Source organism: Paenibacillus turpanensis, assembly GCF_011421635.1.
Lineage (GTDB): Bacteria > Bacillota > Bacilli > Paenibacillales > YIM-B00363 > Paenibacillus_AK > Paenibacillus_AK turpanensis.
This window is the reverse complement of the sequence record NZ_WTLI01000005.1, coordinates 18,623-43,854: the sequence shown is the minus strand read 5'-3', so window position 1 is coordinate 43,854 and position 25,232 is coordinate 18,623. Positions and strand designations below refer to the sequence as shown.

19 protein-coding genes are annotated in these 25,232 nt (G+C 48.6%); 2 read left to right on the top strand and 17 right to left on the bottom strand.

The features are described from left to right. The first annotated feature begins 17 nt into the window (after positions 1-17). Together GQS10_RS05945 and GQS10_RS05940 are read left to right on the top strand one after the other, a co-directional pair. Positions 18-404 carry a DUF4280 domain-containing protein gene (locus GQS10_RS05945; RefSeq protein WP_166240060.1) on the top strand — a complete coding sequence of 129 codons (387 nt, stop codon included), beginning with the start codon at positions 18-20 and terminating at the stop codon, positions 402-404. Between the two features lie 29 nt (positions 405-433). Continuing rightward, positions 434-2,158, top strand: a complete 1,725-nt coding sequence (locus GQS10_RS05940) for an MORN repeat-containing protein (RefSeq protein ID WP_166240058.1) — start codon at positions 434-436, stop codon at positions 2,156-2,158. Between the two features lie 40 nt (positions 2,159-2,198). On the opposite strand, the gene GQS10_RS05935 is transcribed toward GQS10_RS05940, so the two are convergent. The 17 genes from GQS10_RS05935 to GQS10_RS05855 all read right to left on the bottom strand — a co-directional run bounded on the left by GQS10_RS05935 (position 2,199) and on the right by GQS10_RS05855 (position 25,223). Next, positions 2,199-3,863: a hypothetical protein gene (locus GQS10_RS05935; RefSeq protein ID WP_166240055.1), complete on the bottom strand. Its 1,665-nt coding sequence runs from the start codon at positions 3,861-3,863 to the stop codon at positions 2,199-2,201. Positions 3,864-3,893: 30 nt separating this feature from the next. Continuing rightward, on the bottom strand, positions 3,894-6,002 hold the full coding sequence (locus GQS10_RS05930) for a phage tail protein (protein WP_166240053.1): 2,109 nt from the start codon (positions 6,000-6,002) through the stop codon (positions 3,894-3,896). Positions 6,003-6,034: 32 nt separating this feature from the next. After that, positions 6,035-8,281 carry a putative baseplate assembly protein gene (locus GQS10_RS23620; protein ID WP_166240051.1) on the bottom strand — a complete coding sequence of 749 codons (2,247 nt, stop codon included), beginning with the start codon at positions 8,279-8,281 and terminating at the stop codon, positions 6,035-6,037. A 15-nt stretch (positions 8,282-8,296) separates the two neighbouring features. Then, the gene (locus tag GQS10_RS05920) at positions 8,297-11,386 is read right to left on the bottom strand and encodes a baseplate J/gp47 family protein (RefSeq protein ID WP_166240049.1); all 3,090 of its coding nucleotides are present in this window, start codon (positions 11,384-11,386) and stop codon (positions 8,297-8,299) included. 59 nt (positions 11,387-11,445) lie between these two features. Further along, positions 11,446-11,844 carry a GPW/gp25 family protein gene (locus GQS10_RS05915; protein WP_166240047.1) on the bottom strand — a complete coding sequence of 133 codons (399 nt, stop codon included), beginning with the start codon at positions 11,842-11,844 and terminating at the stop codon, positions 11,446-11,448. Between the two features lie 36 nt (positions 11,845-11,880). Next, positions 11,881-12,603, bottom strand: a complete 723-nt coding sequence (locus tag GQS10_RS05910) for a phage baseplate assembly protein V (protein WP_166240045.1) — start codon at positions 12,601-12,603, stop codon at positions 11,881-11,883. Further along, positions 12,600-13,694 (bottom strand): phage late control D family protein, encoded by a 1,095-nt coding sequence (locus tag GQS10_RS05905; protein ID WP_166240043.1) that lies wholly within the window; start codon positions 13,692-13,694, stop codon positions 12,600-12,602. Before GQS10_RS05905 ends, GQS10_RS05910 begins: the two co-directional genes overlap by 4 nt. 2 nt (positions 13,695-13,696) lie before the next feature. Further along, entirely contained in the window at positions 13,697-14,335 is a 639-nt protein-coding gene (locus GQS10_RS05900) for a CIS tube protein (RefSeq protein WP_166240041.1), read from the bottom strand. A 63-nt stretch (positions 14,336-14,398) separates the two neighbouring features. Continuing rightward, complete coding sequence (locus GQS10_RS05895) at positions 14,399-17,794, bottom strand: hypothetical protein (RefSeq protein ID WP_166240039.1); 3,396 nt, start codon at positions 17,792-17,794, stop codon at positions 14,399-14,401. 25 nt (positions 17,795-17,819) lie between these two features. Continuing rightward, entirely contained in the window at positions 17,820-18,263 is a 444-nt protein-coding gene (locus GQS10_RS05890; protein WP_166240037.1) for a phage tail protein, read from the bottom strand. Positions 18,264-18,268: 5 nt separating this feature from the next. Further along, positions 18,269-18,448, bottom strand: coding sequence for a DUF6760 family protein (locus tag GQS10_RS23445; RefSeq protein ID WP_341805016.1), 180 nt, complete (start codon positions 18,446-18,448; stop codon positions 18,269-18,271). 20 nt (positions 18,449-18,468) lie between these two features. Continuing rightward, positions 18,469-18,846, bottom strand: a complete 378-nt coding sequence (locus GQS10_RS05880; RefSeq protein WP_166240035.1) for a phage tail assembly protein — start codon at positions 18,844-18,846, stop codon at positions 18,469-18,471. An 87-nt stretch (positions 18,847-18,933) separates the two neighbouring features. Then, a complete protein-coding gene (locus GQS10_RS05875) occupies positions 18,934-19,368 on the bottom strand; it encodes a phage tail protein (protein WP_166240033.1) in 435 nt (144 codons plus the stop codon). A 76-nt stretch (positions 19,369-19,444) separates the two neighbouring features. After that, positions 19,445-21,181, bottom strand: a complete 1,737-nt coding sequence (locus GQS10_RS05870) for a phage tail sheath family protein (protein WP_166240031.1) — start codon at positions 21,179-21,181, stop codon at positions 19,445-19,447. 175 nt (positions 21,182-21,356) lie between these two features. Then, the gene (locus tag GQS10_RS05865) at positions 21,357-22,175 is read right to left on the bottom strand and encodes a beta-sandwich domain-containing protein (RefSeq protein ID WP_166240029.1); all 819 of its coding nucleotides are present in this window, start codon (positions 22,173-22,175) and stop codon (positions 21,357-21,359) included. 11 nt (positions 22,176-22,186) lie between these two features. Next, entirely contained in the window at positions 22,187-22,756 is a 570-nt protein-coding gene (locus tag GQS10_RS05860) for a Pvc16 family protein (RefSeq protein WP_166240027.1), read from the bottom strand. Positions 22,757-22,934: 178 nt separating this feature from the next. After that, on the bottom strand, positions 22,935-25,223 hold the full coding sequence (locus tag GQS10_RS05855; RefSeq protein ID WP_166240025.1) for an AAA family ATPase: 2,289 nt from the start codon (positions 25,221-25,223) through the stop codon (positions 22,935-22,937). Positions 25,224-25,232 lie beyond the last annotated feature (9 nt).

Sequence of the window (25,232 nt, the reverse complement as noted above, 5' to 3'; positions counted from 1 at the left end):
TTGGAAATGAGGTACCTATGGCAAATCTCGTATGTGGTGGAGCGATGCTTCAATGCTCCTTCGGAGCAGCTCCAAGCTCATTGATGGTTCTGCCCGTCAATCGTGTCACGACATCCATGCCGATCGCCACAATCATGGATCATAAACCAATGATGAATATTTTACCGTTCGGAATGTGCAACTCGATTTCAAATCCTACGGTAGCCGCTGCCACAGCCGCCAAATTGGGAGTCATGACGCCGATGCCTTGCATACCGGTAACCGCAGCGCCATGGGCACCAGGCTCCCCTACCGTCCTCATTGCCAATATGCCGGCGTTGAATCATACTTCAAAATGCTTATGCAGCTGGGGCGGTGTCATTCAAATCGTTCAGCCAGGGCAGCTAACCATTCAGGTACCATAGATTCATTAGCGAGGATGTGACGTAATACCATGCGTAATGAACCTGCCAAAATGCTGGAAAGCGTAGTAAAGCCGATGCTGAGTCCGCTGATCGCCAAAGTTTCAAAAGCGATTCAAGACATCAAGAAGCTCCCTTCTATCCTTCTGAAAAACGCTCAAGCAGCGATTCAAGCCCTTATCCAAACCAAAGAGACCTCGCTTAACAGCTATGTATCGATCGGTTCCTATTTCGTTTCCAAACGTCTCCTGATCGGGTTACTCCTTCTGCTCGCACTTCTTCTTTTCTTCATTTTGTGGCCTCCGGCTCCAGTCATGCGTTATTTTGGAATATTGCCCACCTTACGCTTCGAAACGCTGCAAGCTTCGTCGTTTACCGGAAAAGCCAAGGTAATCGATAGCAGCGAACAACTTCGATATGTCGGAGAGCTAGACGCCGGCAGCTATTCCGGCAGCGGTAAGCTGTACAGCCCGAAGGGATTTTTGCTTTATGAAGGTGAGTTTGAAAAAGGTCTTAAGCAAGGTAAAGGCGTATTATACGACGATAATGGAGTTCTCCTCTATAAAGGCCATTTTTCAGACGATCTGTACAACGGTGCTGGGACCGTGTATACGCAGGGAAAACAGATCCGTTATACTGGCGAGTTTGCACTGGATGAGTTTAGCGGCCCAGGTAAGCTGTATCATGACAACGGGTCGTTAATGTATGATGGTTTATTTCAAAATAGCCACTATCAGGGCGCTGGCACCTTATTCTCCTCATCCGGAAATGTCATCTATGAAGGCAACTGGTCCGCCGGTAAATACCACGGAGCCGGGAAGCTTTATGATATATCCGGCAAATTGCTCTATGAAGGTGAATTTATTCAAGGTCTATACTCTGGTGAAGGGTTAGAGTATGATTCTAATGGCCTCGTTACATACAAAGGGAATTTTTTCGAAGGCACTTATCATGGCGAAGGTGTCTTGAATCGGCATAATGCTGGAATGCACCTCAAGGGCTCATTCCAATACGGGACCTTGAACGGACAAGGTACAGCCTATGGCGATAATGGCACTCTCCTTTATGAAGGAAGCTTTGCTAACAGCATGTATGACGGTTTCGGTACTTTGTACGATACGGACGGAATACCGTTATTGAAATCGTATTTCTCCGCAGGAAAGCCGCGACTGGAAGCCTGGATCGGCCTCTCCAAGCCAAAAGCGGAATCGCTTCTGGGAAAACCGAGTGAACAAATCGAATACGGTTTTCCCAATGACGCACCTTCGACACCGACTTCCATAAACATCAGCACCGAATCAGCCAATGAAGCTAATCGAAGTCATGATGGCCTTGTGGCCGAAGCCGCTGCAGTCCCCAGCACCGTATTGGATGTCGGTCTCAAGCCGGAAGGAGAAAACCCCGTCCATTCCGGTGAAAAAGCACTGGCAAAACAGCAATTAACGTACCCGGAGTTACAAATGTCCCTTATTGTAGAACCTTCGGCTACCCATCCTAAGGAAGCTGTAATTACATCAATCCGCATCTGGGGCAGCAAGCCTCTAGCGTATCTTCTGCAGGAGCTGGAACCTTTAGCGGAGGGTGCCAAAGACCTGGATAGCGGTTATATAGTTATAGAAGATCGGCTTCCTACTGGCAATGGAATCTTTCACAGCACCTATGTTAAAGACTTAGAATACCTCTACCATTTGACATTCGCATCCGACAATCGCACTTTACAATTATTGGAGGTTAATTCAACCAACGCAGCAGATTAAATAATACCTACGAGCTCTGCCCAAACGGGCAGAGCTTTGTTTAAATCTCATCCGACCCGCTTGCTGCCTCCGAAAGCATCGCTAGAGCCTCCTCTAGAGCTTCCTTCGTGGCCTGTCCCTGATCGGTTCGGCACGCCCACCAGCGAATACGTACCTTCGTCGCTTCCGTTGCCTGCAGCAAGCGGATCCCGATGCGGAAGGTTCCTTTCAACGGGTAGACGATACTCCCGATCTTAAGTTCCGGTAGATCTGTTTCGTATTCCGTTCCTTTAAACACATCGGCTTCTCCAAAATACATCCTTTCACGAGTATCCAGCATATCAGAAAGGGCATCTTCCCCCGATTCCTCCAACGCCGTAAAAACCCATACACTGCCTTCCCCTAAGCCGTGCTCGATCTCCGTGGAGATAAAACTGCGTGTGGTCTTGCCAAATGGCACAGGAAAGCTGGGGAATGGTGTAATCGGAATCTCTATAGAACCAGATTTCATCATTTCCGGGATATTCTTAATTTCTACCGGGAGCGCTCGAGTCGCGGGCCTCAACTCTGTATCATCCGTTGGTTTATGTCTTAAACTAATTTCAGAAAACCCGGTAACCGATTCTTCTTGGGGTGCCTGCAGCTTCGATTGCTTCATAATATTCCGATGAGCCGCAGCACGCTCCAGCTGATACAAAACGGATGCATTGTACACATACTCTCCGAACGGAACCTGCTCTACTTTGTCGATAATATAAGTCGGGCCCATTTGCAGGAGGCTGATCTTGGCCAAGTTAATATAGGGGTCAGACGTCGAATCTAAAGAGGAGTCGAGTGACCGGCTCAAGTAATCTTTCATCCACCGCTCTTCGACGGAGCCTTCCATAATCTCAATAGCGCCCGTCTCCGCAGGTCCGAGAGTCACATTTCTATCGCCGATCGACATTGAGAAGGTGCCCTCCCGAACCCGAATCGTCGCTTTGGCGGCTTCAACTTTTATTGCCCGGGCCTGAATGATTAGCTCATACTCCGTTTCCTGTCCTTCCCGCGGCTCATCGAATGTTGCTGCCGGGCCATTCAGCAATTCCACGCCCTCCACTGCCGGCTCAAATTGAAACCTGATTTTTCCAGCCCGCAGCGTCTTTTCTATACGGATCACGATCTCAAATACTTGACCCGGATTTACATATTTCGGGGTTACTTGCAGCACTCGCACCCCGTTCTCTTGGTACAGAACGACGGTTTGTTCCATTAAAGATGCCATAGGAAGGGATTCAGTCACAGGCGCTTCTTCACGAATGAATAACCGGTACGATTCCAGCGTGCGATTGTACTCGCTGATCTCATCGACACGTACCGTGGCATTGGCGACGGAATGCACCGGCTCCTTACCTTTTTCATCGTAAGCGAGGCAAAGATATACATTTTTTGCATACTCATTATTCGTAAACCCTTCCATCATGGAAAGCTTGTACATCACTGGCGAAGGCACGATAATTTCTCGGCCTAACGCATCCATAGCGGCCCCCATCTCGACCGATATATTTTTATCGTCAACGGCAATGACCTGAAGTCCAGTAATGACGCCAACGCCGTGAAGAAGCCGGTTCATCATTCGACGCTTATTATTAAAATAATTTTGCTCCGATTCGAAATCGCGGACAGTCAACAACTTGCCATAAAAATACCGATTACGTTCAAACGGATAATAACGTGTTTTTTTCATGAGGAGCCCCTTCCTTTCGCGTCCTATCCCTTATTCCAGTTCCGAATCGAGGCCCAATCGGGTGTGCCGATCGATTCGCTTGTCCATATCTACATCAATCAAAACGGTGTTGTATGGGATTGAAGAGTGGTCGTCCAGCGTTAGCAGCGTTGGCTCCGACAAATACGTGTTGATGCCGAGATACGTATGCATGTCAGCGTACATCCAGGGCTGAAGTTCAATGAATCTGCCTTCTGTATAAGCAGGCTTCTGATCGTCAATGATGCGCTCGATCATCAGTCTTTGTTGGCTGTTTTGGATGGTTGCCGGAGGAAGCAGCACGCAGAAGGTATAGGGATTATCGCCATACAGCTCACGAAACAATCGGCTGTATGCGCCAGATTCCTGAAAACGTTGAATCTGAAAAAATTCAATAATAAGGGGCTCTACACCCGTATATAACTGCAGCATTTGCTGTAACCCGGAGCGTGTTCCCCGCTGTTTATACAGCATTGGAGCTTGCTTGATCAATTGGCGCAGCTTTCTTTCTTCCCAGGCGTAGTCCTTCGGTACCGCGAGCCAGCTGCCAAGCCAACGTAAATATTCACCGGATACGATATCCGGATCAAAATAACTGCTGATCTTGTCGATTTGCTCCTCCATCTCGTCAAAGTAGGTACTGAAAATTGCTAGAAACCGCTCTAAAAACGAGTTCTCATTTTCCTGGTAAAGAGAAGGCAAGTAAGAGATAAGCGATGACTTGGGGAAATAGAGACGTAGCTTGCGGATTACGGGCGACCCAGACCCTTGTTCTGTGCCGATCATATGAATTTTGAACCATAAATAACGTCCTTTCATATGGCTTAGGAGGGCGTCCTTGGCGTTTACGATGGGCATCGACCACAAGGACTCGGTTGCCTGAAGCTTCTCGGTCATTGAAAGGTCCGGCGACTTCAAAAATGAGGTGTATTCAGTCAACTGTCCGTGGATCCAGCCGATTCTCTCATCTGAAGCAAAAAAGGAAATCTGAATTTGTGTTTCTTCCGGTATATCCGCTTCCAGCCACACTTTATGCCACTCCATCTCCGCTTGAACGGAGTCCAGCTCCTCTGAAAAATAAACAGCTTCCGGTGAACCCGATTCGCTCCAAAGACCCGTTCGTGACTGAAGCTCCAGCATACGGATGATTCCCTCATCCCGGTTAAGTACAATCATGCGATCCCGGACATCATGAATCAGTTTATCAGCGCGGCCGCATGAACCGAGTAGTCTGCGAAGAAACTCTCCATTCCCATCGTATTGCATAATATACTGATCTTCCGCCCCTGCAGCCCCTCCCCCTCCCCCTTCTCCTACAAACAGATGATCGTTTGAATCCAGGGTAAGACCGGCACAACCGCGGGCAGAGAACACGGAAAACATGATGCGCAGTGTACCATCCGCGAGAAACCGAAGAATCAGTCCCCGGGTTGCGTCCAGTACGGAAACCCCTCCGTCTGAAGCTGCTGCAATATAATAACGCCAGCTCAGCTTGTAGATCGGTGTGACTGTATCGACACTCAAAAGTTCATGCTCGAAAACTTGCGTCACTTCTCCTGCGCTCCACTTCAGCACCGCTAATCTTCCGCCTTCCGGCACCGCGGTGCGAGCCGTTGGGGAAGCCATAATAGCCAAAGGCACAACGGCATATAGACATTGTTTCTTGTCGACGGTAATGGCTAAAGGGAACAGTGCCGTCTGATTCCATTCGGACGCCGACCACAAAAGCTGGCCGTTGGCTGTTGATACGGCGGCTACCCGACGTTCTTCTTCCGTCCAATCCGCAATATATAAAGCGTTTGATCCGGCGGCAATCATTGCTTCCGAAGAAAACAGCTGATGACCCGAACGAAATAAGGCTTCTTTATGTTGGCTGTTTGGATCGAAGCTCCATAGATTCCCCCCTTCGTCTAGTAAATAAAGTCTTCCGTCAACCCCCGCCGTCATATCAACAACCATTCCAATACCGTCCAGGTCCTCTAATAGAATCGTCTGGTACACTGCATATCTCTTTGTTTCGCGGATGGAAAGACCGTCATTTCTAAGCTGCATATTTGCTGCAAATCCCTGCTCCCAATCCGACTGCTTGTTGAGCGAAAAAAACTTCACACGATCAGCCAAACCACCTTCGCCTCCCTTAACGGTACCGCCGCTTACAAATCGTCCACACCAATGACTTCAATCTGGTGATCACCGGAATAAACCAAGCTGTACGGAGGGATATGGAGGTCTCCGCTGCTATCCTTGAAGGTTTCCTTTCCTTCATCATCCATCCATAGATCCTGTACATAAACGACCCCTTGTATTGCGCTAATTAATCCAAACAAATCTCCTTTATGAACCGAACGACCGAAAGGCCAGCCCCCTCGTAGACTCGTCGTGCCCATAGGGCGAAGGAGCCGCCGTATTGCTTGGACGATACCGGTCTGTATATGCTTAAACGCCGGTTCTACCACTACGACAGCGTGGACCGTAACTTTCACATATTCGGCCGGTATTACATGAACCTGTGTTGTGAGAAGTCGAAACCTTTCCAGATGCCTCCTAACCGTCTCCAGAAAGCCTTCCCCCGCCTTCGGATGCTCTTGTTCACTGTAAGGTACGACTACAACCGTCATATGAGCAGGAGATTTGACTCTGGGATCATCCACTTGCCCAGGCTTGTACAGGGGTAATGCCTTAACACGCGCAACCCTCATCCCGGGAGTTGACCTGGCAATGGCCTCGTAATCGGAGGCCGTTACGGCTCGATGTGGAAAATCCAGCTGTCTGCGAGCTCTTCGCTTCGCTTCCTGAAGCGATTCCGCATGCTTTCCACCTTCAGCCGGCGCCGTTTGGCAAACGGAGACGTCCTTTAGCAGCGGGTTGGAAGAATCCGCAAAACCTGTGATTGCTCCCTGCGTCACATTGCCTTCACCTCCGTCCGATCGGCGGAGTGATATCCATCGAATATTAAAACCGTCGTAGGCTTTGGGAGGAATCCAGCCCTTTTCATTGTTGCCGAAGCAAATGACACCCTCTTCAGCGCGGTAAACAAAGTGCCGGTCCGCCGACTCCGAGGTGTCCAGATCCGGAACGGGGATCCAGTCCTCCCACAATTCCGGTTGTCTGGCTGAAGATACCTGCAGCACCATGCTTTCGCGCTGAAAGCTGCGCTTCCCCGGAACTGCAAATACCTGTTCCGGCAGGCCGCTGCTTCTTCCGATCCACCGATCCCTTTCAAACTCCGTTTTATAAGTAATGATTCGAATCCGCGCCTTGCCTTCAGGGGGAATCCAGCCGTTTATACCATCGCCAAAGCAGACTGTGAGCATTCCTTTTGAATCGTCCCGGTACAGCTCGTAACAGGTCGAATCTGCATGACACACTGAAAGTGGATGTGTCATGCACCAGTCTTTCCAGCGACGTTGATCGTCTTGAACTTGTACGATGATCTCTCCGAATAAGGCCAAATAGGTATCTACATTTATCACGAGTCCGGGTTTTCCCGTGCTGTTAAAAGTATGTATCTCGCAAAACGTATCCTGCTGAGCGGCCATGACGGTGTTCAAGGCAAGCTTTTCCACCTTCGGAGGCAGTTCGTATCCCTCCTTCACAAGTTGGCAGCTAAGCCAATACCGTTTTTTATCGTCAGCTGGATAAAACGATAGAGCCTTCATCGGGGAGCACAGTCTAAACGTCAGTTCCCCGCTTTGAGATAAATGAACCTGTGTATCCTTTACAATATCAACCGGTTTCCAAATCTGTTCTGCTTCCTCCCCCGCCGCTGCAAATGTCCAAGCGGTTTTTGCCGTTGGAATCAGCTGTGCCGTTAGTTCTGAATCGTTAGAAACGGGAACAGGGTAGCGGTCAAACAACTGAACAGCAAGCGTAATCTCTGTCTGCGGCGGAAGAGGGCGACTTAGGCCAATGAACAGCCGGCTCCCCTTCTTAGCCTCGGCGCCAAACGCATAATATGCAAGATTGCTCTGGATTAACGCGCTGCTTTCTCCCACTGTACTTTCGGAACGAACGATCACTTTCTCCACAACTGCCGGGAGGACATGCACCGTTTCCAGCGTCTCGAACAGAAGACCATTCGCCGTTAATGGCGTTCCTTTCGGAATAATACGCTGCTGTTCACTCGTGAAGCTGATTTGTGCACGTGAAGATACAGCCTCTCTCGGCTCGACACCGAGCAGCTTCAAAAATTTCCGTTCATTCTTTTCCGTGACCTGGTTCAAATAGTATTGCTGCAGCTCGGTCATCCAGGACAGAAGCTCAAGCATCGTAATCCCAGGATCATGAGCATTCCCGTCCGTCCATTCCGGCTGCAGCTTGGGAATGTGCTTTTTAGCCTCCTGCAGGATCGATTCAAAGCTTCGGTCATCTAAATTTGGGATAGGCAGTATAACGATCACCTCCTAGCTTTTTTGTCATTCCGCTGGAACGGTTTGTGCTGAAATATTGTGTACTCCGCTTATGACAATCCCGTGCGGCACAGAAGACAAGCGGTTGCCATCCAGCTCTTGCCGCCGACCTTTTTCCCATTTGTAAACGGTCATGTAAACCTGTTCTATATATTGGATCGAAGGTATGGATTTTAATAAGCCGTAGAAAATGGAGGCGTGAATATGCTGGCCGATGCTCCAGCCGTTTCCATCGAAATAACCTGTCGTGGGATGCAAAAACCGGGACAACCTTTCAACAGCCATCTGCTCCGTTGGCAGGACGGATTCCAAATCCTGCACCACGATAAGAGCTGTCACACTGATCTCAAGGAGGACCGGTTCTACTACCCGGATATACTCAGTAGAGGCAACTAATCCGGATGCCCGTTCGATCACAAATTCCTCCAAACGCTTCATAAAAGCAGCCGTTCCCGGCTGTCCATTCTTTGGTAGAACGACAAGCGTAAGACAGCCAATTTCCCGCTCCATTCGAGCATTGACATTCGGCAAGCATTTCACTTTGGCAACGCTCGGATCAGCTTCCCGGGCAAGCCACTCGAAATCCTCAGCAGTTACCGCCCGGTTGCTATGTTTCAAGCGGTGCGGTCCTCGCTGAATGGCGGATTCGAACGTTTCATGGTTGCTGCCGCCAGAGGCGGCTTCCCCGTTAATCACGGATCCAACAAAAGCAATCGAGTTTTGCAGTCGGGTGATTTTCCCTGCTCCAACATTGCCCTTATCGCCCATGGTAACCTTATAACTCACTCTAACCTGCTCCGAGCCTTGCTTCGGCAGAGACATACCATTTCTCCCATCGCCAAACCGAAGCTGCCCAGCAGTACGGTCTATGACGTAGTGCCGGTCTCCCGATTCCGAATCAGCCAGGTTACGCACAGGACTCCACCGTACCCAAGCTCGTAACCTATTCCCCTCGCTGTCCCGTGTAATTTGCACAGGTGGAAAACCCTCATGCTCCATTCGGGCTGCTTCCTCCTCGGAAAGCTCAGTCTCGTTTACCCAAACCTCCTCGCTTACGATATGGTTCCGTGCAAGCTGATAGGAATACGGTGACCGATTTCCTCGAAGCTCCGGATTTTCGTTCTCGATCGATTCTTGTTGAACCACTTGTACGGTATTAAGATAGAAACCATTAACGAGAGGAGCTTTCGATTGAACGTTATCGTAGGTTTTATCCCGATTAACAGCCCTGATCCAGTATCCTTCCACACCAAAATGCTGTGCTTTTCTGAAGTCCGCCGGTCCGGCAAATGTCAGCAGGCCGCTTTGATGAAGACCCGCTGTCCCGTCGTAAAGCTTCAGCTTGGACCATTCGGGACGGCCCCCTTGAGACAAGTCGCTGCGCATATATTCCCACTCTACGAAAGCGGGATGGAGAGCTTCCTCTTGATATCGGGGAGCTGATACATAAATGGAAATGGGGCCTTTCAACGGCGGCTGGTCAAAGGCGAGATACAAAGCCGGCTGCGGGCAATCAAGAGGCACAAATGGAACAAACGGCTTTCCTTTCCGAATGTTCATCGAACAATCAGACATATGAAGGTTATTGATCGTCACACATGACTCGGCGGGAAAGGCGCGCTGTCCGTATTGATAAGACACCGATACCCCGGATATCCAGGGTGACAGGTACATCGAGTTTGGCGCATAAGCGTTATCGAGCTTAATGATTCGCGAGCGAATCCACAAGCTGCGGATCCCATTTACAAAAACGGGCTCCATGTCCTGCGGACAGTGAAAAGTGAGCACCCGATTTCCCGGAGAGCCCTCCAGCATCTCTGTAAACAGCAGCTCGGCACCCGGCTCCGTATGTAAACGAATCCAAGCGGAACCATTCCAATATTCCCAGATCACTTGAGTGATCGTCACGAGGGGCGGTTCCGCCTTCTGGAATTGGGACTTCTTCATAATCAGCTTCCATTCCACGGCCTGCTCAGCTTCGGGCTGAAACCGATTGCCAACCGCGGACAGTGTAAATTCGAGCTGGATGCGTGCATCCTTCTTACTAAACGCTTCTTGACAGCTAATATAGAACATCCCATACAATGCAAAATAATCGCCGAAAGGATAAAAGCCCTCTGCATCTACGTGCAAATCGTTATGAAACATCAAATCCGGCCTTAGTCCGCCCCGGCTGAAAGGATCGTTATAATCGGTTTTCATTTCAACAAAATCAATCGCAAACCCTCGCTCCCATAAGGGCAAGGATATTCCCTGCGTTATGAAGTACTCTGGTTGGCGCCGCTTTATTTTGCATTGAATCCAACGATTAACGATCCCGTTTATCATGCTCTCTATAATTTCTCCTGCATGATGTTTATACAGAATAACGCGGCGGCCATTACTTTCCACGCGGTCAAAAGAGTGCCAGCCCAGAGGGGCGGAGTAACACCACTCCGTGATCTGCGGATTCGCAAGCTGCTTGGCCAGCTCCTCGGCTTCCTGCGGATCGGCCGAATGCCCGAGCTCCACTTCTATCCTCGCGGTATCAGATAGTGTCAACAAGTAAGAATGACCAAGAAGAAGCGTATGCTCTTGAAGATTTTCCTCTTCGTTATAATGAAAAACAGGGGTAGCCGCCCGTTGATCATGCCCTCTGTTTTTGAATAATGCGCTGTTTAGCTGAATAATGGAGTCCCTGGATTTACTCGTAACAAAACCTGTTGTCAACGATGCTGGAGTCAGCAGTACGGTATGGACCGTTTCAAAAGGAACCGGGCCTTCGTCTTCCGCAGCGATGACTTGAGTTCCCGCAGGGACGAGCACGGGTTCAGGGGTGCCCTCATTAAGTCTGAAGGTCACGTAAGCTGAAGCCGGTTGAGCCGGCAGCAAGGTAAGGTCTAATAGGTTCAAAAAAGCAATTTGGTTTTTGGCCGGGACGCGGTTGAGACGAGCAATGTTTTCCTGGAACATGTCGGCAAACAATAGAAATAAAGCCGATCCGGGGTCCGGAGTATCTGGTGTGAATCGCCACTCCGGAGTGTAGTATGGCGCTAATTCCTTCATTTGCTTGATTAAGTCGGTAAGATCACGCGAATCGATGTTCGGAGGGTTCATCTACGGGCCCGCCCCCTTTCTCTGCATCTTAACGATACCTTTTACGAGATCTTTTTATCTTAGGAGCCATCCTGCAAGAAATACGGATACACCAGATTATGTATACCATTGGTGGACCGAATGCTGTAACGGATGTGGATATCCACAAGGCCCGATTCCATGGAACGAGGGACGACCTTTACTTCAACTGCTTCCACCCGTTGCTCCCATTTACGAATGACGCCCTGTACACTCGTTTCCAATAGGCGGGTCGACCCGGCATCCACTTTTCCAAACACAAATTCCCTAAGGCCGCTGCCGAAGCTGGGCCGCATAACACGCTCCCCCTTGTTGGTACCCAGAATGATTCGGATGGACTCCGCGATATCATTCTCGTATTCCGACATGCGGATTTTACCGGTCGCTGGATCTACCTGTACAGGGAATTTCCAGCCTCTTCCTAATAATTCATCCGCCATGGAAAGCTCTCCCTTCTAACCACGTTCTGGCCGTACTCAGTTCATTTTCACCATACTTCCTTGGATCGTAATGATCCCGTCTGACTTTAAATCCAGTGACGCCCCCGCCTTTAAAGACAACGCCGCCGTTGCTTCGATTTGAACGCGGCTCGATTTGATCGTTACCTCTTGCTGGCTCTCCATGGTGATTTCACCCGCCGTATTTAACGTAATCTTCGTTGAACTACTTTGAATGGAAACACAATTGACGGAAGCCCCTTCGATCGTAATCACATTATTGCCGCTATGATCGGAGATGCGGATCTTACTGTTTTGATCTGTAAATTCAATCTGTTGACCTTTTTTGGTTTTAACCTTGAAGCTTTCCTCACCGGCTTTATCATTGAAAACCAGCTCATTCCCTGAACGCGAAATGATTTTGCGCTCATCGTTTTTCTCTGCAGGAAGAGGCGGCTTATTTTTTTCATTCCAAAGCATACCAATTACAAAGGGCTGCCGAAGGTCTCCCAAATGAAAGGCGACTAGAACTTCATCGCCAACCTCGGGAATAAAGAGACAGCCGATCCCATTTCCGGACATTAATGTCGCAATCCGCACCCAATCCGTTTCTGTCGTCGTCTCCTGGAGCGGGAGCTTCAGCTTTACACGCCCCAGCTTATCCGGATCATTATTGTCGGATACGACACCAACGAGTACCCCATGAATGGATTGAGTAAAAGGATCTGCTGCAGCGAAGGAGATTTCAGGACGAATCATCATATTGCATTTCCTCCGATCTGAAAGCGGGTGATATAACCGTCGTCAGACCATTGATGGGTCGCACCGGTCACATAATAGGGCTGGTCAAAAGTTTGTCCTAGTCCGCTTAATTCGATATAACGTCCCGCCCTGATCTCTGGCAGGCCAACGGACTCACCCACTCCGTGTAAAAGCTTCATCGCACGCCTGTTTAAGTATGCGTCTGCCATACTTTGAGCCTCTTCCATCGTTGCTGTGTTCGTATAAATATACTCGGTGTATGTTCCACTCTCTGCACTAAGCAGGTCTTTTCCCGTTTTCGAGTTCGTGCCCAGCTTCTTGATCACTCCCGACTTGCCCTCGATCAGCTCCTGCTTCTTGTCATCCCAGCTCCGAACGCTAACGTCGGTAATTTGTTCCGCTAAATTGGCATCCATATACAAACTCTTAAGCGTCTGGCCATATTCTAACGTTATTACCGGCGACATTTGTGTGAATGGCTTACGAAAGTATAAGTGCTTACCAACGATAAAAAAATCGTAGTTTACCGTCTTGGCCAAATACTGGAGGTACATGAAGTCGTTAATCCGATTTTGCGAAACGGTTGGATAGTTCGTCGTTGTTGCGTCCACATGAGGGGTAGCACCGTGGCTTCTCGCAATTTCCTCAACAATCTCGCTGTATTTTTTGTTATTCCATGTACGTGATTTGCTGCCCTTAAGCATTAAATAGGTTAAATCCATTCCCCTTACCGTCAGGGCCGGTGTCTCACTCTCCGCAAATTCAGTAACGACCGAAGTTATGTAACCCGAAAATATCGGCGTAAGTTTACTGCCGTAGCCAAATTGAAGCTCAATCGATGCTCCCAGTGTGAATACGTTAAGCCAACGAAACTGCTTCGTTTGCAGATCGAATGCATTGGCAACACGAAAAGTGAACGTATCGGCGACCGGTTCAATCGTCGTCTCCACTTCAATATGCGAGATACCGATACCTTGAGGCAGGGCGGTCCCCGCAATCTTCACTTCCAAAGCGGGAGCCATAAAATCAGCGTATTTTTGTTTTAATTGGTCCAAGGTGTATTGAGACGTGTCAAGCTCCAGCTTCGCCATCGCTAATCCGCTCCCGGCACAGTGATTTTCCGCCCCGTTTCCATTCTTCGCGGGTTATTAATGTTATTGGCGTCGGCAATCTCTCTCCAGCGCCCCGGATCTCCATATTCTTGATCGGCAATCATCCACAGCTCTTCCTGCTGCTTTCGAATGCGCTGTTTTACCTGAGCCATCCTCGCTGGAGGAAGTTCCTTCATTAATTCCTCCGGATCCTTCCAAGACCTGAAGCTCACCTTCAGCTTGGCGCGAACCGGAATGCCCGAATCAAGGAACATTATAAAATTTTGTGTCACTTTCTCGATAACGCCCTGGAAGTCTAGGGAGCCCCATACAAAACGGCAAACCGGAGGACGTCGTAAGGTTGAATCCTTGTCCATTAAAGCGACGATTTGATTCGTGTAGTCACGCACATCGCTCTGTTCTTCGTACGTGTCGAAAAACAGCTCCACCGAAAGCGTCGTTCCATTGCCATATGCATATTGTCCGATGGGCATCGATAAGCTTTGGATTTTCATCCAATTGTAGGTATTTCCGGAATCCAACGTATATTCGCTTGGATTGAACAATACTTCGATCGAATCATTGGAATCATTTGAATTTTTACCTCGATCGACTATAATCATCGCTTTCTGAAGTGGCATCGGAAAACCTGATCACTCCTTTCCGTCAGTGGGGTCAAATCCAAATTATCCTCGCCGCGCTGCCTACAGTCCTCTTCGCTGTCGTTCAAACGTTAGCTTTTTTTCAATTTCCTGATACACTTTCTCAGCAATTTTTCGGTAATTGATCTGGGGCATGCTCTTAACGGCATCTTCGAGCCAGCTTACCTTCAGCTGCAGGGCTGACGTCTCGTCAAACTCCGCTGGAGTGCTGTGCTCCGACGCTTCCGCTTGCTTCAGCCAGCGGAAGTCAACCGGTGAAGCGGTCCAAGCATCTGACTTCTGAGGTGCTGAAGCATCTCTATACCTGATGTTCGTCATGGGCAATCCCGTATGTTTGAAAATAGAACCATCTCTGAGCATATCCGATAGGATAACATTTCCTGATATGTTCGAAGATTGACGCTGCAGGACGCTTATTCGGTCAAGGCCCGCTTGACGGGGAGCCGCCCGAAGGACGGACTGCAGCTGCGGTAGTCCCATCCTATGCGATTGAGCTCGCGCTTGGTAAAAGCCACTCCCGTGTCCCATCCATTCATAATCTGCTGCTTTCTTTAAGAAAGAAGCTACCTTACGATCAACTACTGCCATGGAGCGCTTTCCTTGGAGTGGCAGATGGGTTTTCCAAAGTTGGATAGCTTGCAGACCCCTTTGATCAGGAAAGCGATGAATTGTCGTTTTCTTTTGCTTTTGGCTTTCCATGGGTTGATGTTTGTGCTTCTGAGAAAACTGAGAAATCTTCTCTTCCATTGTCAACGGACCTGCGTGTCTTTCCGACTCGTAGATTCGGCGAAAAACTGGATTCAGCAATCGATCGGTCGCCGAAAGCATACCTTTCATCAGTGAAGTTTGCCCGGAGGTAAGTAAGCGATTCAAGAAGTGGGCAGCTGATCGTTCATGAAGGCCGTATCCAACACGCTGCTGATCCTGCCGTGAATCCACCTCATGTCGGGAAGACAAAGCCGCCGGACGTAAAGCAGTTGAATCGTAAGGAAAAGCATGAATTAATAACGGCTTAAAGAAACCTGGGTAAGCGGAGTTGTAGCTGTTTGCTCCCAGGGAACGGAAAACGCCAATATCGGTGTTTGCGTTGCCTACATCGATCCACGGGGAAAGAAAACGTACTGCTTGTTGTTGTCCCTGTAGTTGAAACGATAATAAGAGGGTTTTCATATTCTCTAGGGTGTGGAAATCGGCCGTTCGATGGAAAGGCGCAAGCTGCCAATCCGTCTTCTCCAGTCGCATAAAACGCTGCATCATCAACCATGTTCCCGCTTTTGCTTGCTGCAGGGTATCCATCGGAAGCCCATAGATTGGTGTAAAGAAGGAGCCAACCGCCGGAGCCGCCTCTGTATTCCGACTTTTTTGCTGCCGCATAATCGCCTGACGCTGATGTTGGATATACCGCAACCTCGTTTCCCATTCCGGCCGAGGGTGCTCACGTACCCATGGAACGAACACAACGGAATTAAAGGAATGGGCAGACAAGCTTGCTCCCTGACTCTGGGTCTCGGTTCCCCTAAATGCAGTAAGTCCCTTTCGTTTAGACAGAAATGCAAAAGCCATGACGAGTCCCTGGCCCCTACCCACCGCAGGATAGGAAGGAAAGACGGAGGTCAGGTGACGAACCGGTAGTGTGAGCCCCTCTTTTTTATGCCAAGGAACCAACGCTTGTTCGCGGTGAATACCAACCTCCGCTTGATAAGCGCGCAACCATTCCATTGCTTCAGTTTGGCCCGGTTGATCAGGAGCATGAGCGTGATTCCTGTATGGCCCATGAACAGTGGTATTCCAAAATAGTCCATGAACGGTATTTCGATGAAATATAGATTGTGGTTTAAGTACAGACCAAGCGGACACCTTTGTCCATTGTTCAGACGGCCTGTACGTAAACCCAGTTTTCACTACCGGAAAACCCAGCTCAGCATTTCGAACATTTGCAACAACATTTATGAACCGAGAACTGTCTTCTCGGAGTAATAAATGGTTGACCACGTCCTTCCAGTACGCAAGTCGTGGCCGCTGTTTCTGTTTTGTCCGAATAGGAAAAATTTGATCGCCATGCAAGACATTCATCCGGTAGTACGTGCTGTCCTTCTGTCCTCCAATTAATCTGGAACTCCTCTCGTGCGATAACAGGTAAGGAAAAAATCGGAGCTGGACAACGTTAAACTGCGGTTCCATCCTTTGATCGGGCTTCTGATGTAGTTGAAGAACCTGAACATCAACCAGATCATCAACCAGCATCATAAGTGAGTTTAGCGTAGGCTTTAGAACAAGCGTTGTGGTGGCGACCAGCTTGTTTTTTGAAACAAAATTACTAGTTGAGACAAGCTCTTGCTCAGTGAGCGAATTCTTGATCGTATGCTCTCTTACCTTTCGCCGCATCATCATAGTAGTGAACGAGTCCAACTGCCCATATTGGACCTTCAACGGCTGCCATGTAGAATTGATGTGGGTCACAGCATTCGCACTACCCTTAGTCAATCGCTGCCGACGAAATGTTGCATAACCGTGAAGGTTGGTAGACTTTTGGTGTACCAGGCTCCTACGACCGATCCAAAAATCGCTATTTCTCTTAAGCCAAAGATAATTTTTATTAGAAATCAGGTTAACCTCTTCATCAGAGTTAATCGGCTTATTAGGCTTATCTTGATGCGTTTGTATCCGATTCTTGTGCTTCTCGTAGTACATGGAAGGATGGAGTACAAAACGGGAAATGGTTGGAAGCGGAAAAGAATCCCTGTCCCTCCTCACACCCTGCCAACTCTGCAGGTTCACATTCGAAAGAAGGAACTGCTCATTCGCAGCATAGGTATTGATCCTATTAATCCACTCGCTATTACGCCAGAAGTCGCTAACACGGAGATGATCCAAGTTCGTCCTCGGTCCTAACACCGCATCTGGCCAGTGGATATGCTTTACCGCTTGCTGCTGCAGATGTGAAAAAACTGAAGCCGTGTCCGTGTGAACCGTGCTTTCCCATAATGATCTTGTGTGGACGAACCTGTTCCTTGATGCTGTCATCATTGCTGACCGAGAGTCATGCAACAACTGTTTTGTGATGGAACTATCCACCATTCTCATGAACCCGCTATGCTCTAGGGAAGGTCGAACGTTTAGCAGGTACATATTGTGCTTCGAGATCAACAGGAACTGTAGTTGCAATTGGAGCTGCAGTTTCAGATAGAGAGAAGTGATCATCGCAGCTCCGTTGGTGACTCCGTTCCCTCTTTGATTAGGAACAGAGCTGCGAAAAATCAGCTCCGGCTGACGGAATGGGTCGCTTTGTGCCAAGCCATATTTGTCCGCTATGTGCTGTCCAAACCTACGAGACTGTGCAGCAGACCTTCCGAAGAGGTCGGCATTTCCAGCTATTCCTCGAACGTTTACTGATCTTATGGAAACGTTGGGGATTTGATGATATTTCTTTGCAATCATATTGCTACCATCCCCCTGTCACACACTATTTGCGGAATATCGTCTTCAATCCGTGATGTACAATCTCAATGGACTCGATTGCGATGCTGCCGCTGGTTGCTTGTAAATGAGGACCGACCCATTTAACAGGATACGCGTCAAAGAAGTTCCACCGGCAAACCTCTTCCCCAGCTTCACTGAACAAGATAATGGAACCGTTCGTCCTTTTGGATTTTCCAATAATGGAGCTCTCGTACCATTCCCATAGCTCTGGAGATTGACTTAAACCACGCTTCAATACAATTCGCGAAAACTTGGTTTGTTTTTGAAAGTAATGAAGATGGGTATTAACTCCACCCTCCCGGTACTCCATAACTTCCGTTTCCGCCTGCATTCCTGTAACTTCAGAGAATCCTCCGACAATAAGTCCCTTGATTTCGACTTGGAAGCGAAATGCACCAATGACGTTTCCCGTTTTAGTTCCGGTCACCGTTTTCACCTCTTGCTGAACACATCAAACGGATTTTCATTCGTTTCTTCTTCACTGCTGTTCAAATTTTTGTTAATCCGTGAAATTTCCTCGCACCATCTGCGCCGTTCTCTATGTTCCATTGACATGATTTCTTCATGAGGCCAATGAAAATAATACGCGATAAAGCCGGCTTCTTCGTAAATCTTGTCAACGGGATATCCGGTTATGCCTCCACCGGATCGTTCAAAAAAGACACGTTCACATCGAACTCATGGTCGCATTTGGGACATACAGTATGTACCTTAGGAACATCCACTTCGTTAATCGTCCGGTACAAATTTTGCAAATATGCAAGATCTGCTGTAAATAAACGCTCAATCACCCTTGTATCGATCGCGCGAACCTCTCCGAGCTTGGTGACGACTCTGGCCAATAAAATAATGCTCAAGTAGCCGGGATTTTGCTGCACGCGCTGATCGCGCATCGGCAAAATTTCATCCGCAGCAGTTGCAAGACGCATTACTCCTCTTTTATGCAGATTGCCGTTTTCGTCTACATATCCTCGCGGCAGCTCAAATTCATACTCCGTATTAAATGCCATGCTGTTAGCCTCCCTATGATCGGAAAGGAACATGAGCACGTCCTATCCATCAATATTGCGTTCCCTGTTCCGATCCGTATTTATGCGTTATTTTGTACGTACCATACCTTCATGTGCGAGCTCCATCAATTCGATCGCCACTTCGTTTCCCGTTCCATTAAAATTAGGTGCAGTGTATTTAACCGGCCAGGCTTCGATAACCTGCCAGGTCGCCTTATCATTGCCTTCCTCATCCATAGCGACAATTGTTACGGTTTTCCGGATAAACTTGCCTTTTAAAGAATCGTTCATCCAGTTATACATATCCATGGAGTCTGTTACGCCCCATTTCAAGGTTATATTGCTGTACTTAGATAAGCCGGGGAGTTTACGGGCCGTCGTCACTTGATTTCCTTCCCGGTATTCAATAACTGATACCGAAGCATCGTAACCGGACACCTCACTAAACCCAGCCTGCTGAATCCCTTCCACCTCAATCCGGAAGCGAAAATTACGGTATGGATCCTTTCGTTGACCAGACATACTAAGCCCCTCTCCCATTCGTCAAAATCGTTTCGGCGGACATCATTTCTACCTACGCAGCTTGTAACGATCCTGCCTATTCTTCTCTCGTCTTCTGCGTAATCCGGAAGATTACAAATTCGGCTGGTTTTACAGGAGCCACCCCAATTACGCAAATCAACCGTCCGTTATCAATATCATCCTGTGTCATCGTACTTCGCCCAATATTAATGTAGAATGCTTCGCCTGCGCTCGAACCGAAAAGCGCCCCGTCTCTCCATACCCGGGTAAGGAATGCATCGATCGTACGTTGAACGCGTGCCCAAAGCTGCTCATCGTTCGGTTCGAATACAACCCAGTTGGTTCCGTTTTTGATGGATTCCTCCAGGAAGATAAAGAGTCGTCGAACATTGACATATTTCCAAAGCGAGTTGGAAGAGGTTGTCCGGGCGCCCCACACTCGGATGCCTTGTCCGGCAAAGGAACGAATTAAATTCACACCCTTCGGGTTCAAAATATCCTGCTCGCCCTTGTTATACTGGCAGTCCAAGCCTACCGCTCCGCGAACTACCTCGTTCGCCGGCGCCTTCTGTACACCGCGGCTGTTGTCCGAGCGGGCATAAATACCGGCTACAGATCCAGATGGAGGAATATATATATTCCGTTTATCGAGTGGATCAAACACCTGCAGCCAAGGGTTGTACATCGCCGCATAACTGCTATCGAAAATATTGCGGTGCGTCAACACATCCGACACTTTGGTTTTGTCTCGCGGAATGTCTAGAATTGCAAACCGGCTGCCCAAATTTTCGCAATGTGCGACCAAGGACAGCTGTACGTTCGGGTCCGTTACGCCAGGGATCGCCATAATACTGACGACATCATTGTCGATGAAAGACTGAATTCCGGTTCTGCGTCCAGGCCCGCGATCCTGCCCCATATAGTCTGCAGCGGATAAATTCGCTAAAGACCCGTCACTGCCGCCCGACAGAGCGATTTGATACTGACCTTCCTCTTCTTTAGTGCCGGAAATGACCTCAAACGGCGGTATCGCTCCGGATACAGCGGCAGAGAGATCCTGGATGTTAACGATGTTGGAACGGGAAATTATTTTAGCAATATGATTGGACGCTGAGACGTTCAACGATACTTTTTCGTAGGTCTCCGCCTCATCTCCATAGATCACATACAAGGATACCTCGCAGGTGCGCAGCACCTTGGCTGGCAGCAAGCTGCTGTCGATAATCTCCTCTTCTCCCTCTAACTCTTCCGATAATTCAATGATATTGTCCTGTGAAGAAACGATCTTGCTGTACTGCTTTGTCCCGTTCAAATCAAAAGCAACGACATCTCCTACATGAAAGCCCGCGTTATTTTTTACGCGATATTTTTTATCTCCCACAATCTCGTAAATTTGCGTTCTCGCTTTACTCGAAGGAATGATTGTAACCCGGATTTGGTTCCCCCAGGCACCCGGATTTTTTGCTTGGATCGAGAGAACAGATGATCCATGAATTCCGTTCACCTCGATAGCGGCCGGCTTTGCGTCCGAAGGTGCAACACGCATAATGAAGCAGCGAGAGCCCCCGTTAAGGAAGAAATGCTCCACCCCATATGCTAAATAACGATATTCGCCGAATAAATTTTCCGACAAGTAACCGCCATAAAGTCGATTAAAATCGGCTACACTCGTAACCAGCTGTGGTATCCCTTCAATTTCACCTCTTTGCGCCAAACCAATGAATCCGGCTGTGCTAGTGCCTGCCCCCTCTAACGGCTGTGCACCGCTGTCAAATTCCTCGACATACACTCCAGGCGATAAATACTCGGCCATTGTTTCCCGGTCATGATGGGCTGATCCCTAGTTGGGTACATACTCCCCGCATCCTGATTCCGGTTCTCTCCTTTCCAATTGGGAGTTTTGTAATTTGGATGAACATATGGCGCCCGATGCTGGTCTTTACATGCAGCTAGATTGAACGGCCATGATTTCGCGTATTGTCGTGTTGTCAAAGTATTATGGTTAACGAAACGGTCTTACCTTCCTCCAGGACCACCTCCTTCAAAATTCTCTCATCCTGCTGATCTAGTTTTGTTGAATTTTCCACGAAGAGTTGCGTCCGGAACTGCTTTACACCAAGATTTGAAAAAGCAGCGACCGCTTCCCCGTTAGCATCCGTAATCGTCTTTACAACCGGGAGTAAGTATGAGCCTCTAGGATAAGCATGCTGTAATGGGTGACCAAGCTCGGCTCTTCTGCCCAGCTCGGATACCTTTTCAATCTGAATCTGTTCCTCGATTTTATTGGCAGAACGGCTGCGGAGCAGATAGCGGTCTGTCGGCCAAACGGTACCCGTAACAGCACCGAGAGTAAGCACGGTTGAACCGCTCTCCTGTATTTCTTGCGTGATACGTCCGCGTGCGCCATCTTCCTGAATGACCGTCAATTCTATGAAAGCATCAGCTACGGGTTGATTTCGTTGAGTCCTTACAGAAATTCGAAGGATGGAAAGCCCCATGGAAAATGGATACGATGGGAGTGGGAGGAGACCGATTTGAATCATCGAGGTAGAAGAAGATGTAGAATTGACTTGAATCTCTCTCTTTTCCGCGAAGTAATACGTAGAGGCAATATGAAGTGTGTAGAATCCTTCCGGTACATTGTCAAAAATAAAACAGCCATCAGACTTAACTGCCGGCTTAGCAGCAACACCCTCTAACCAAACCGTAATATCCTGAATGTAAACCTCTTCTCTTGTGATCGCTGAATACAAACAAACAATCAAGGATACGCGGGACTTTAGATGTGTAATCCGAAAAGAATCCAACTCGAATCCCCCTAACCTTGAATGCGAAAATCTCGTTCCAAGACTCTCTGTGTCGATTTCTTTCGGGTAGATTCGATAAAAATAGGCCCGACTGTGTAGCTCAGAGAAAGCCTATAGGGGGTATCTGCAAAATTCCACATTTGAATCAGCCGTTCGCCTGGTAGGTTGTCGAGCACGATTCGAACTTCCTCGTCTCTTTCCGCAAGCGTACCCGTGTTCATCGCACCCCTCAGAATGGAATGATCATAAAGCACCTGCATCGCACGCCCAAGGATTCGGTGCTCGTCAAGAGAGCGTGACTGCAGCTCGGCAGGCGATTGAACCGTGAGCAGATAGCTTAATTCCATCGCCATGGGCGGAAACTGCAGCTCCCCCGTTCCACGGGTGACCATTTGAGTTCGTCTGCTGTCACCGCTTTCACGGACCCCGTATAAGAACAACGATAGGTAAAGATCTCCTCTTTCGACAAGAGATGCTAACCCGATCTGCTCAGGCTGCGGAATAGGATGAGGTGTCATATGTTCCCGCAAGAGTTTGACCAGGGATGCCCCGACATCCGCAATAACCGTATAATCACCCATATTTCGACCTTCCGTTTATAGTGTTTCTATCCTGTTTTAGATTATTTTTCCTTGTCATCTATTATAAATCTTGTAAGTTCATATGACTATAACAATTTTTCATTATACCTTACATACAAGGACATATTTTCCATGCCTATTTCAAAAAAATAGAGGCACCATATAACGCACACCGCCCTTAAAATTCATCCCAGTCGCTGTTTTCGATAATTTTCCCCGTTTTTTGCAGTTCTTGTTTCACCGCTTGAATGATATGCCTCATGCCAATCGTCTCATTTTTAGAGGCTGCGAGAAAGGCGGCCGTAAGCGCTGCGTTCTTAATATTTCCACCTGCAATCTCGAATTTGCGCCCAAGATAGTGAAAGTCGACATCTTCAGAAACCGGCGCTTCAGTTGGGAACTGATTCCGCCATAAGCTTTCACGGAACACGGCATCTGGAAACGGATATTTAATAATGTAATTAATTCTGCGCAGAAACGCCTCATCTATATTTTGCAAAAGGTTGGTCGCCAGTATGGAAACCCCCTCGTATTCTTCCATTTTTTGAAGCAAGTAGGCCGTCTCAATGTTTGCATATTTATCTCTTGAATCTTTCACCTCAGATCGTTTTCCAAATAGGGCATCCGTTTCATCAAAAAATAATACGGCCTGACTTGATTCCGCCCCCAAAAAAATTTCATGCAGATTTTTTTCGGTTTCCCCTATATATTTGCTGATGACCTGAGAAAGATCGATTTTGTATAGCTCCAACTCCAATTCCTTGGCGACGACCTGCGCGGACATCGTTTTACCTGTGCCTGGAGGGCCTGCGAAAAGCATGCTAAGTCCCTTCCCGTAGGCCAGCTTACGGTCAAACCCCCAGCTCCCATAAACTTTTGCCCTGTACTTCATCTGGTTACAAGCGGTAAGAAGTTGATCCCGCTGTTCACGCGGCAGCACGAGATCGTCCCAGCTGTATCGGGGGGAAATCCGTGCTGCTTTCCGTTCCAGCTTGTGCTGGGTTTGGCTGTAGCACGCCTCTATCAACGCCTCACGGGTGATCCATCGTTCTTGACCTAAGGCTGGAACCTCACATTTCGTTGATTCCGATGCATGCTTCCATAACGTACGCTCTAACGCCATAAGCAGCGAACGACGGATTTGGCCCGGTGTAAAACGAAATTTCCCTCCCAGTACCATCCAGTCTATATCGGTTTGTACCATTAATTCCTCTGCAAATTTGTGCCATACATCCTCACGCTGACGATCATGGGGCACCGGAAGCTCGGCATCAAGCCAGATTCGCCCAGTCGCTTCGCCTTGAAGCCGAATTGCTCGATCCCCCATTAATACCAGAATCCCACTGAACTGATCCATAGCCTGAAAAAACAGCGAACGATACCTTGCCGATATACCGGTGTCTGTTTCTTCAGGACAAAGACATTCTAAACCGGTAAAGCCCAGCACTGCTTGATGCAGCATCGCCTCCCGAATTAATTCCTGCAGCAGCCGTATAAAGTCGGCGTCGGATGGAGCGAAGATGAGGAGAGATAAGTCCGCGATTAGCAGAGGCTTATTCAATGCCCTGCTGGCATGCCTGGCCTGCAGCTTTTTGCCTGCGCCCGCTTTTCCCCATAAATAAATGCCTGTTTGGCTGCAGGGTAAGAATTCTCCTTGCTCCGGCATGAATCGAGAGTCAGTCATCTTTCGAAGGTAAACCTGCAGCTTCTCCTGAACCTCTTGATGGACGAAGAGCGGCTGAAGCACTTCGTCAGGAGCATAGAGACGAGCTGCAGGCATTAGTCCATCATTGAAAGCACCGGGATTCACCAGAAACATAACGATACGTCGGTCCAGCTTTAAGGGCTGCGACAGCATCGAACGGCCGGCGGTCTCCTGTTCACACTGCGGCCAAAAAAAGCGCGCAAGCATCCCGGTAGGAGCAAAGGCCATGGCCGCCGACATACGCTCTTCCGCAGTACGGCATACAAGCTGAAGCACAAGACTTATCGTCGGCAGCTTCAAAGTCAAATCATCTTGAAGAAATCCGAAGATACGCTCGTATTTGCGATCAAGCTCCACCGCTGCCGTCACCATGACCATACGCTGCTCAATCGGACAAAGTCCGAAAATATCAGCTGCATGAAGCAGCGGTAAATAAACATGTCCCTTGCTGGCTGCAAGGCGCCCCTCTATTTTCGCATCGCTAAGCTTCAGGCGCTGAACGGTCGCTTCGAGCTGCTTCGAGTTTTCCGCTGCCGGCGCCATACCGCCAGAAAGCCGCCAAAACTCTTCCTCTGAAACGAACATGCCTCGATAGGAGTCGGTCTGCGGGTCCGGTGTCAATTCTTGACGCCGCAAATAAATAAGCTGCAGCTGAAGATCGAGTCGTTCCAGCTCGTCGGCATAATGCTCCCAGATATGGGAATAAGGACGACCCTCTTTGCTCTTAGCTGCAGCTAGTTCTATTTGATTTAACTCCCTCATGCGGTATGA

What these genes read in the sequence shown, in the direction of transcription:
- GQS10_RS05875 (WP_166240033.1), bottom strand. Translation starts at nt 19,368, where the DNA reads ATGTCTGGTCAACGAAAGGATCCATACCGTAATTTTCGCTTCCGGATT.
- GQS10_RS05945 (WP_166240060.1), top strand. Translation starts at nt 18, where the DNA reads ATGGCAAATCTCGTATGTGGTGGAGCGATGCTTCAATGCTCCTTCGGA.
- GQS10_RS05895 (WP_166240039.1), bottom strand. Translation starts at nt 17,794, where the DNA reads ATGATTGCAAAGAAATATCATCAAATCCCCAACGTTTCCATAAGATCA.
- GQS10_RS05870 (WP_166240031.1), bottom strand. Translation starts at nt 21,181, where the DNA reads ATGGCCGAGTATTTATCGCCTGGAGTGTATGTCGAGGAATTTGACAGC.
- GQS10_RS05940 (WP_166240058.1), top strand. Translation starts at nt 434, where the DNA reads ATGCGTAATGAACCTGCCAAAATGCTGGAAAGCGTAGTAAAGCCGATG.
- GQS10_RS05910 (WP_166240045.1), bottom strand. Translation starts at nt 12,603, where the DNA reads ATGATGATTCGTCCTGAAATCTCCTTCGCTGCAGCAGATCCTTTTACT.
- GQS10_RS05855 (WP_166240025.1), bottom strand. Translation starts at nt 25,223, where the DNA reads ATGAGGGAGTTAAATCAAATAGAACTAGCTGCAGCTAAGAGCAAAGAG.
- GQS10_RS05935 (WP_166240055.1), bottom strand. Translation starts at nt 3,863, where the DNA reads ATGAAAAAAACACGTTATTATCCGTTTGAACGTAATCGGTATTTTTAT.
- GQS10_RS05900 (WP_166240041.1), bottom strand. Translation starts at nt 14,335, where the DNA reads ATGCCACTTCAGAAAGCGATGATTATAGTCGATCGAGGTAAAAATTCA.
- GQS10_RS05915 (WP_166240047.1), bottom strand. Translation starts at nt 11,844, where the DNA reads ATGGCGGATGAATTATTAGGAAGAGGCTGGAAATTCCCTGTACAGGTA.
- GQS10_RS05905 (WP_166240043.1), bottom strand. Translation starts at nt 13,694, where the DNA reads ATGGCGAAGCTGGAGCTTGACACGTCTCAATACACCTTGGACCAATTA.
- GQS10_RS05860 (WP_166240027.1), bottom strand. Translation starts at nt 22,756, where the DNA reads ATGGGTGATTATACGGTTATTGCGGATGTCGGGGCATCCCTGGTCAAA.
- GQS10_RS05920 (WP_166240049.1), bottom strand. Translation starts at nt 11,386, where the DNA reads ATGAACCCTCCGAACATCGATTCGCGTGATCTTACCGACTTAATCAAG.
- GQS10_RS05880 (WP_166240035.1), bottom strand. Translation starts at nt 18,846, where the DNA reads ATGGCATTTAATACGGAGTATGAATTTGAGCTGCCGCGAGGATATGTA.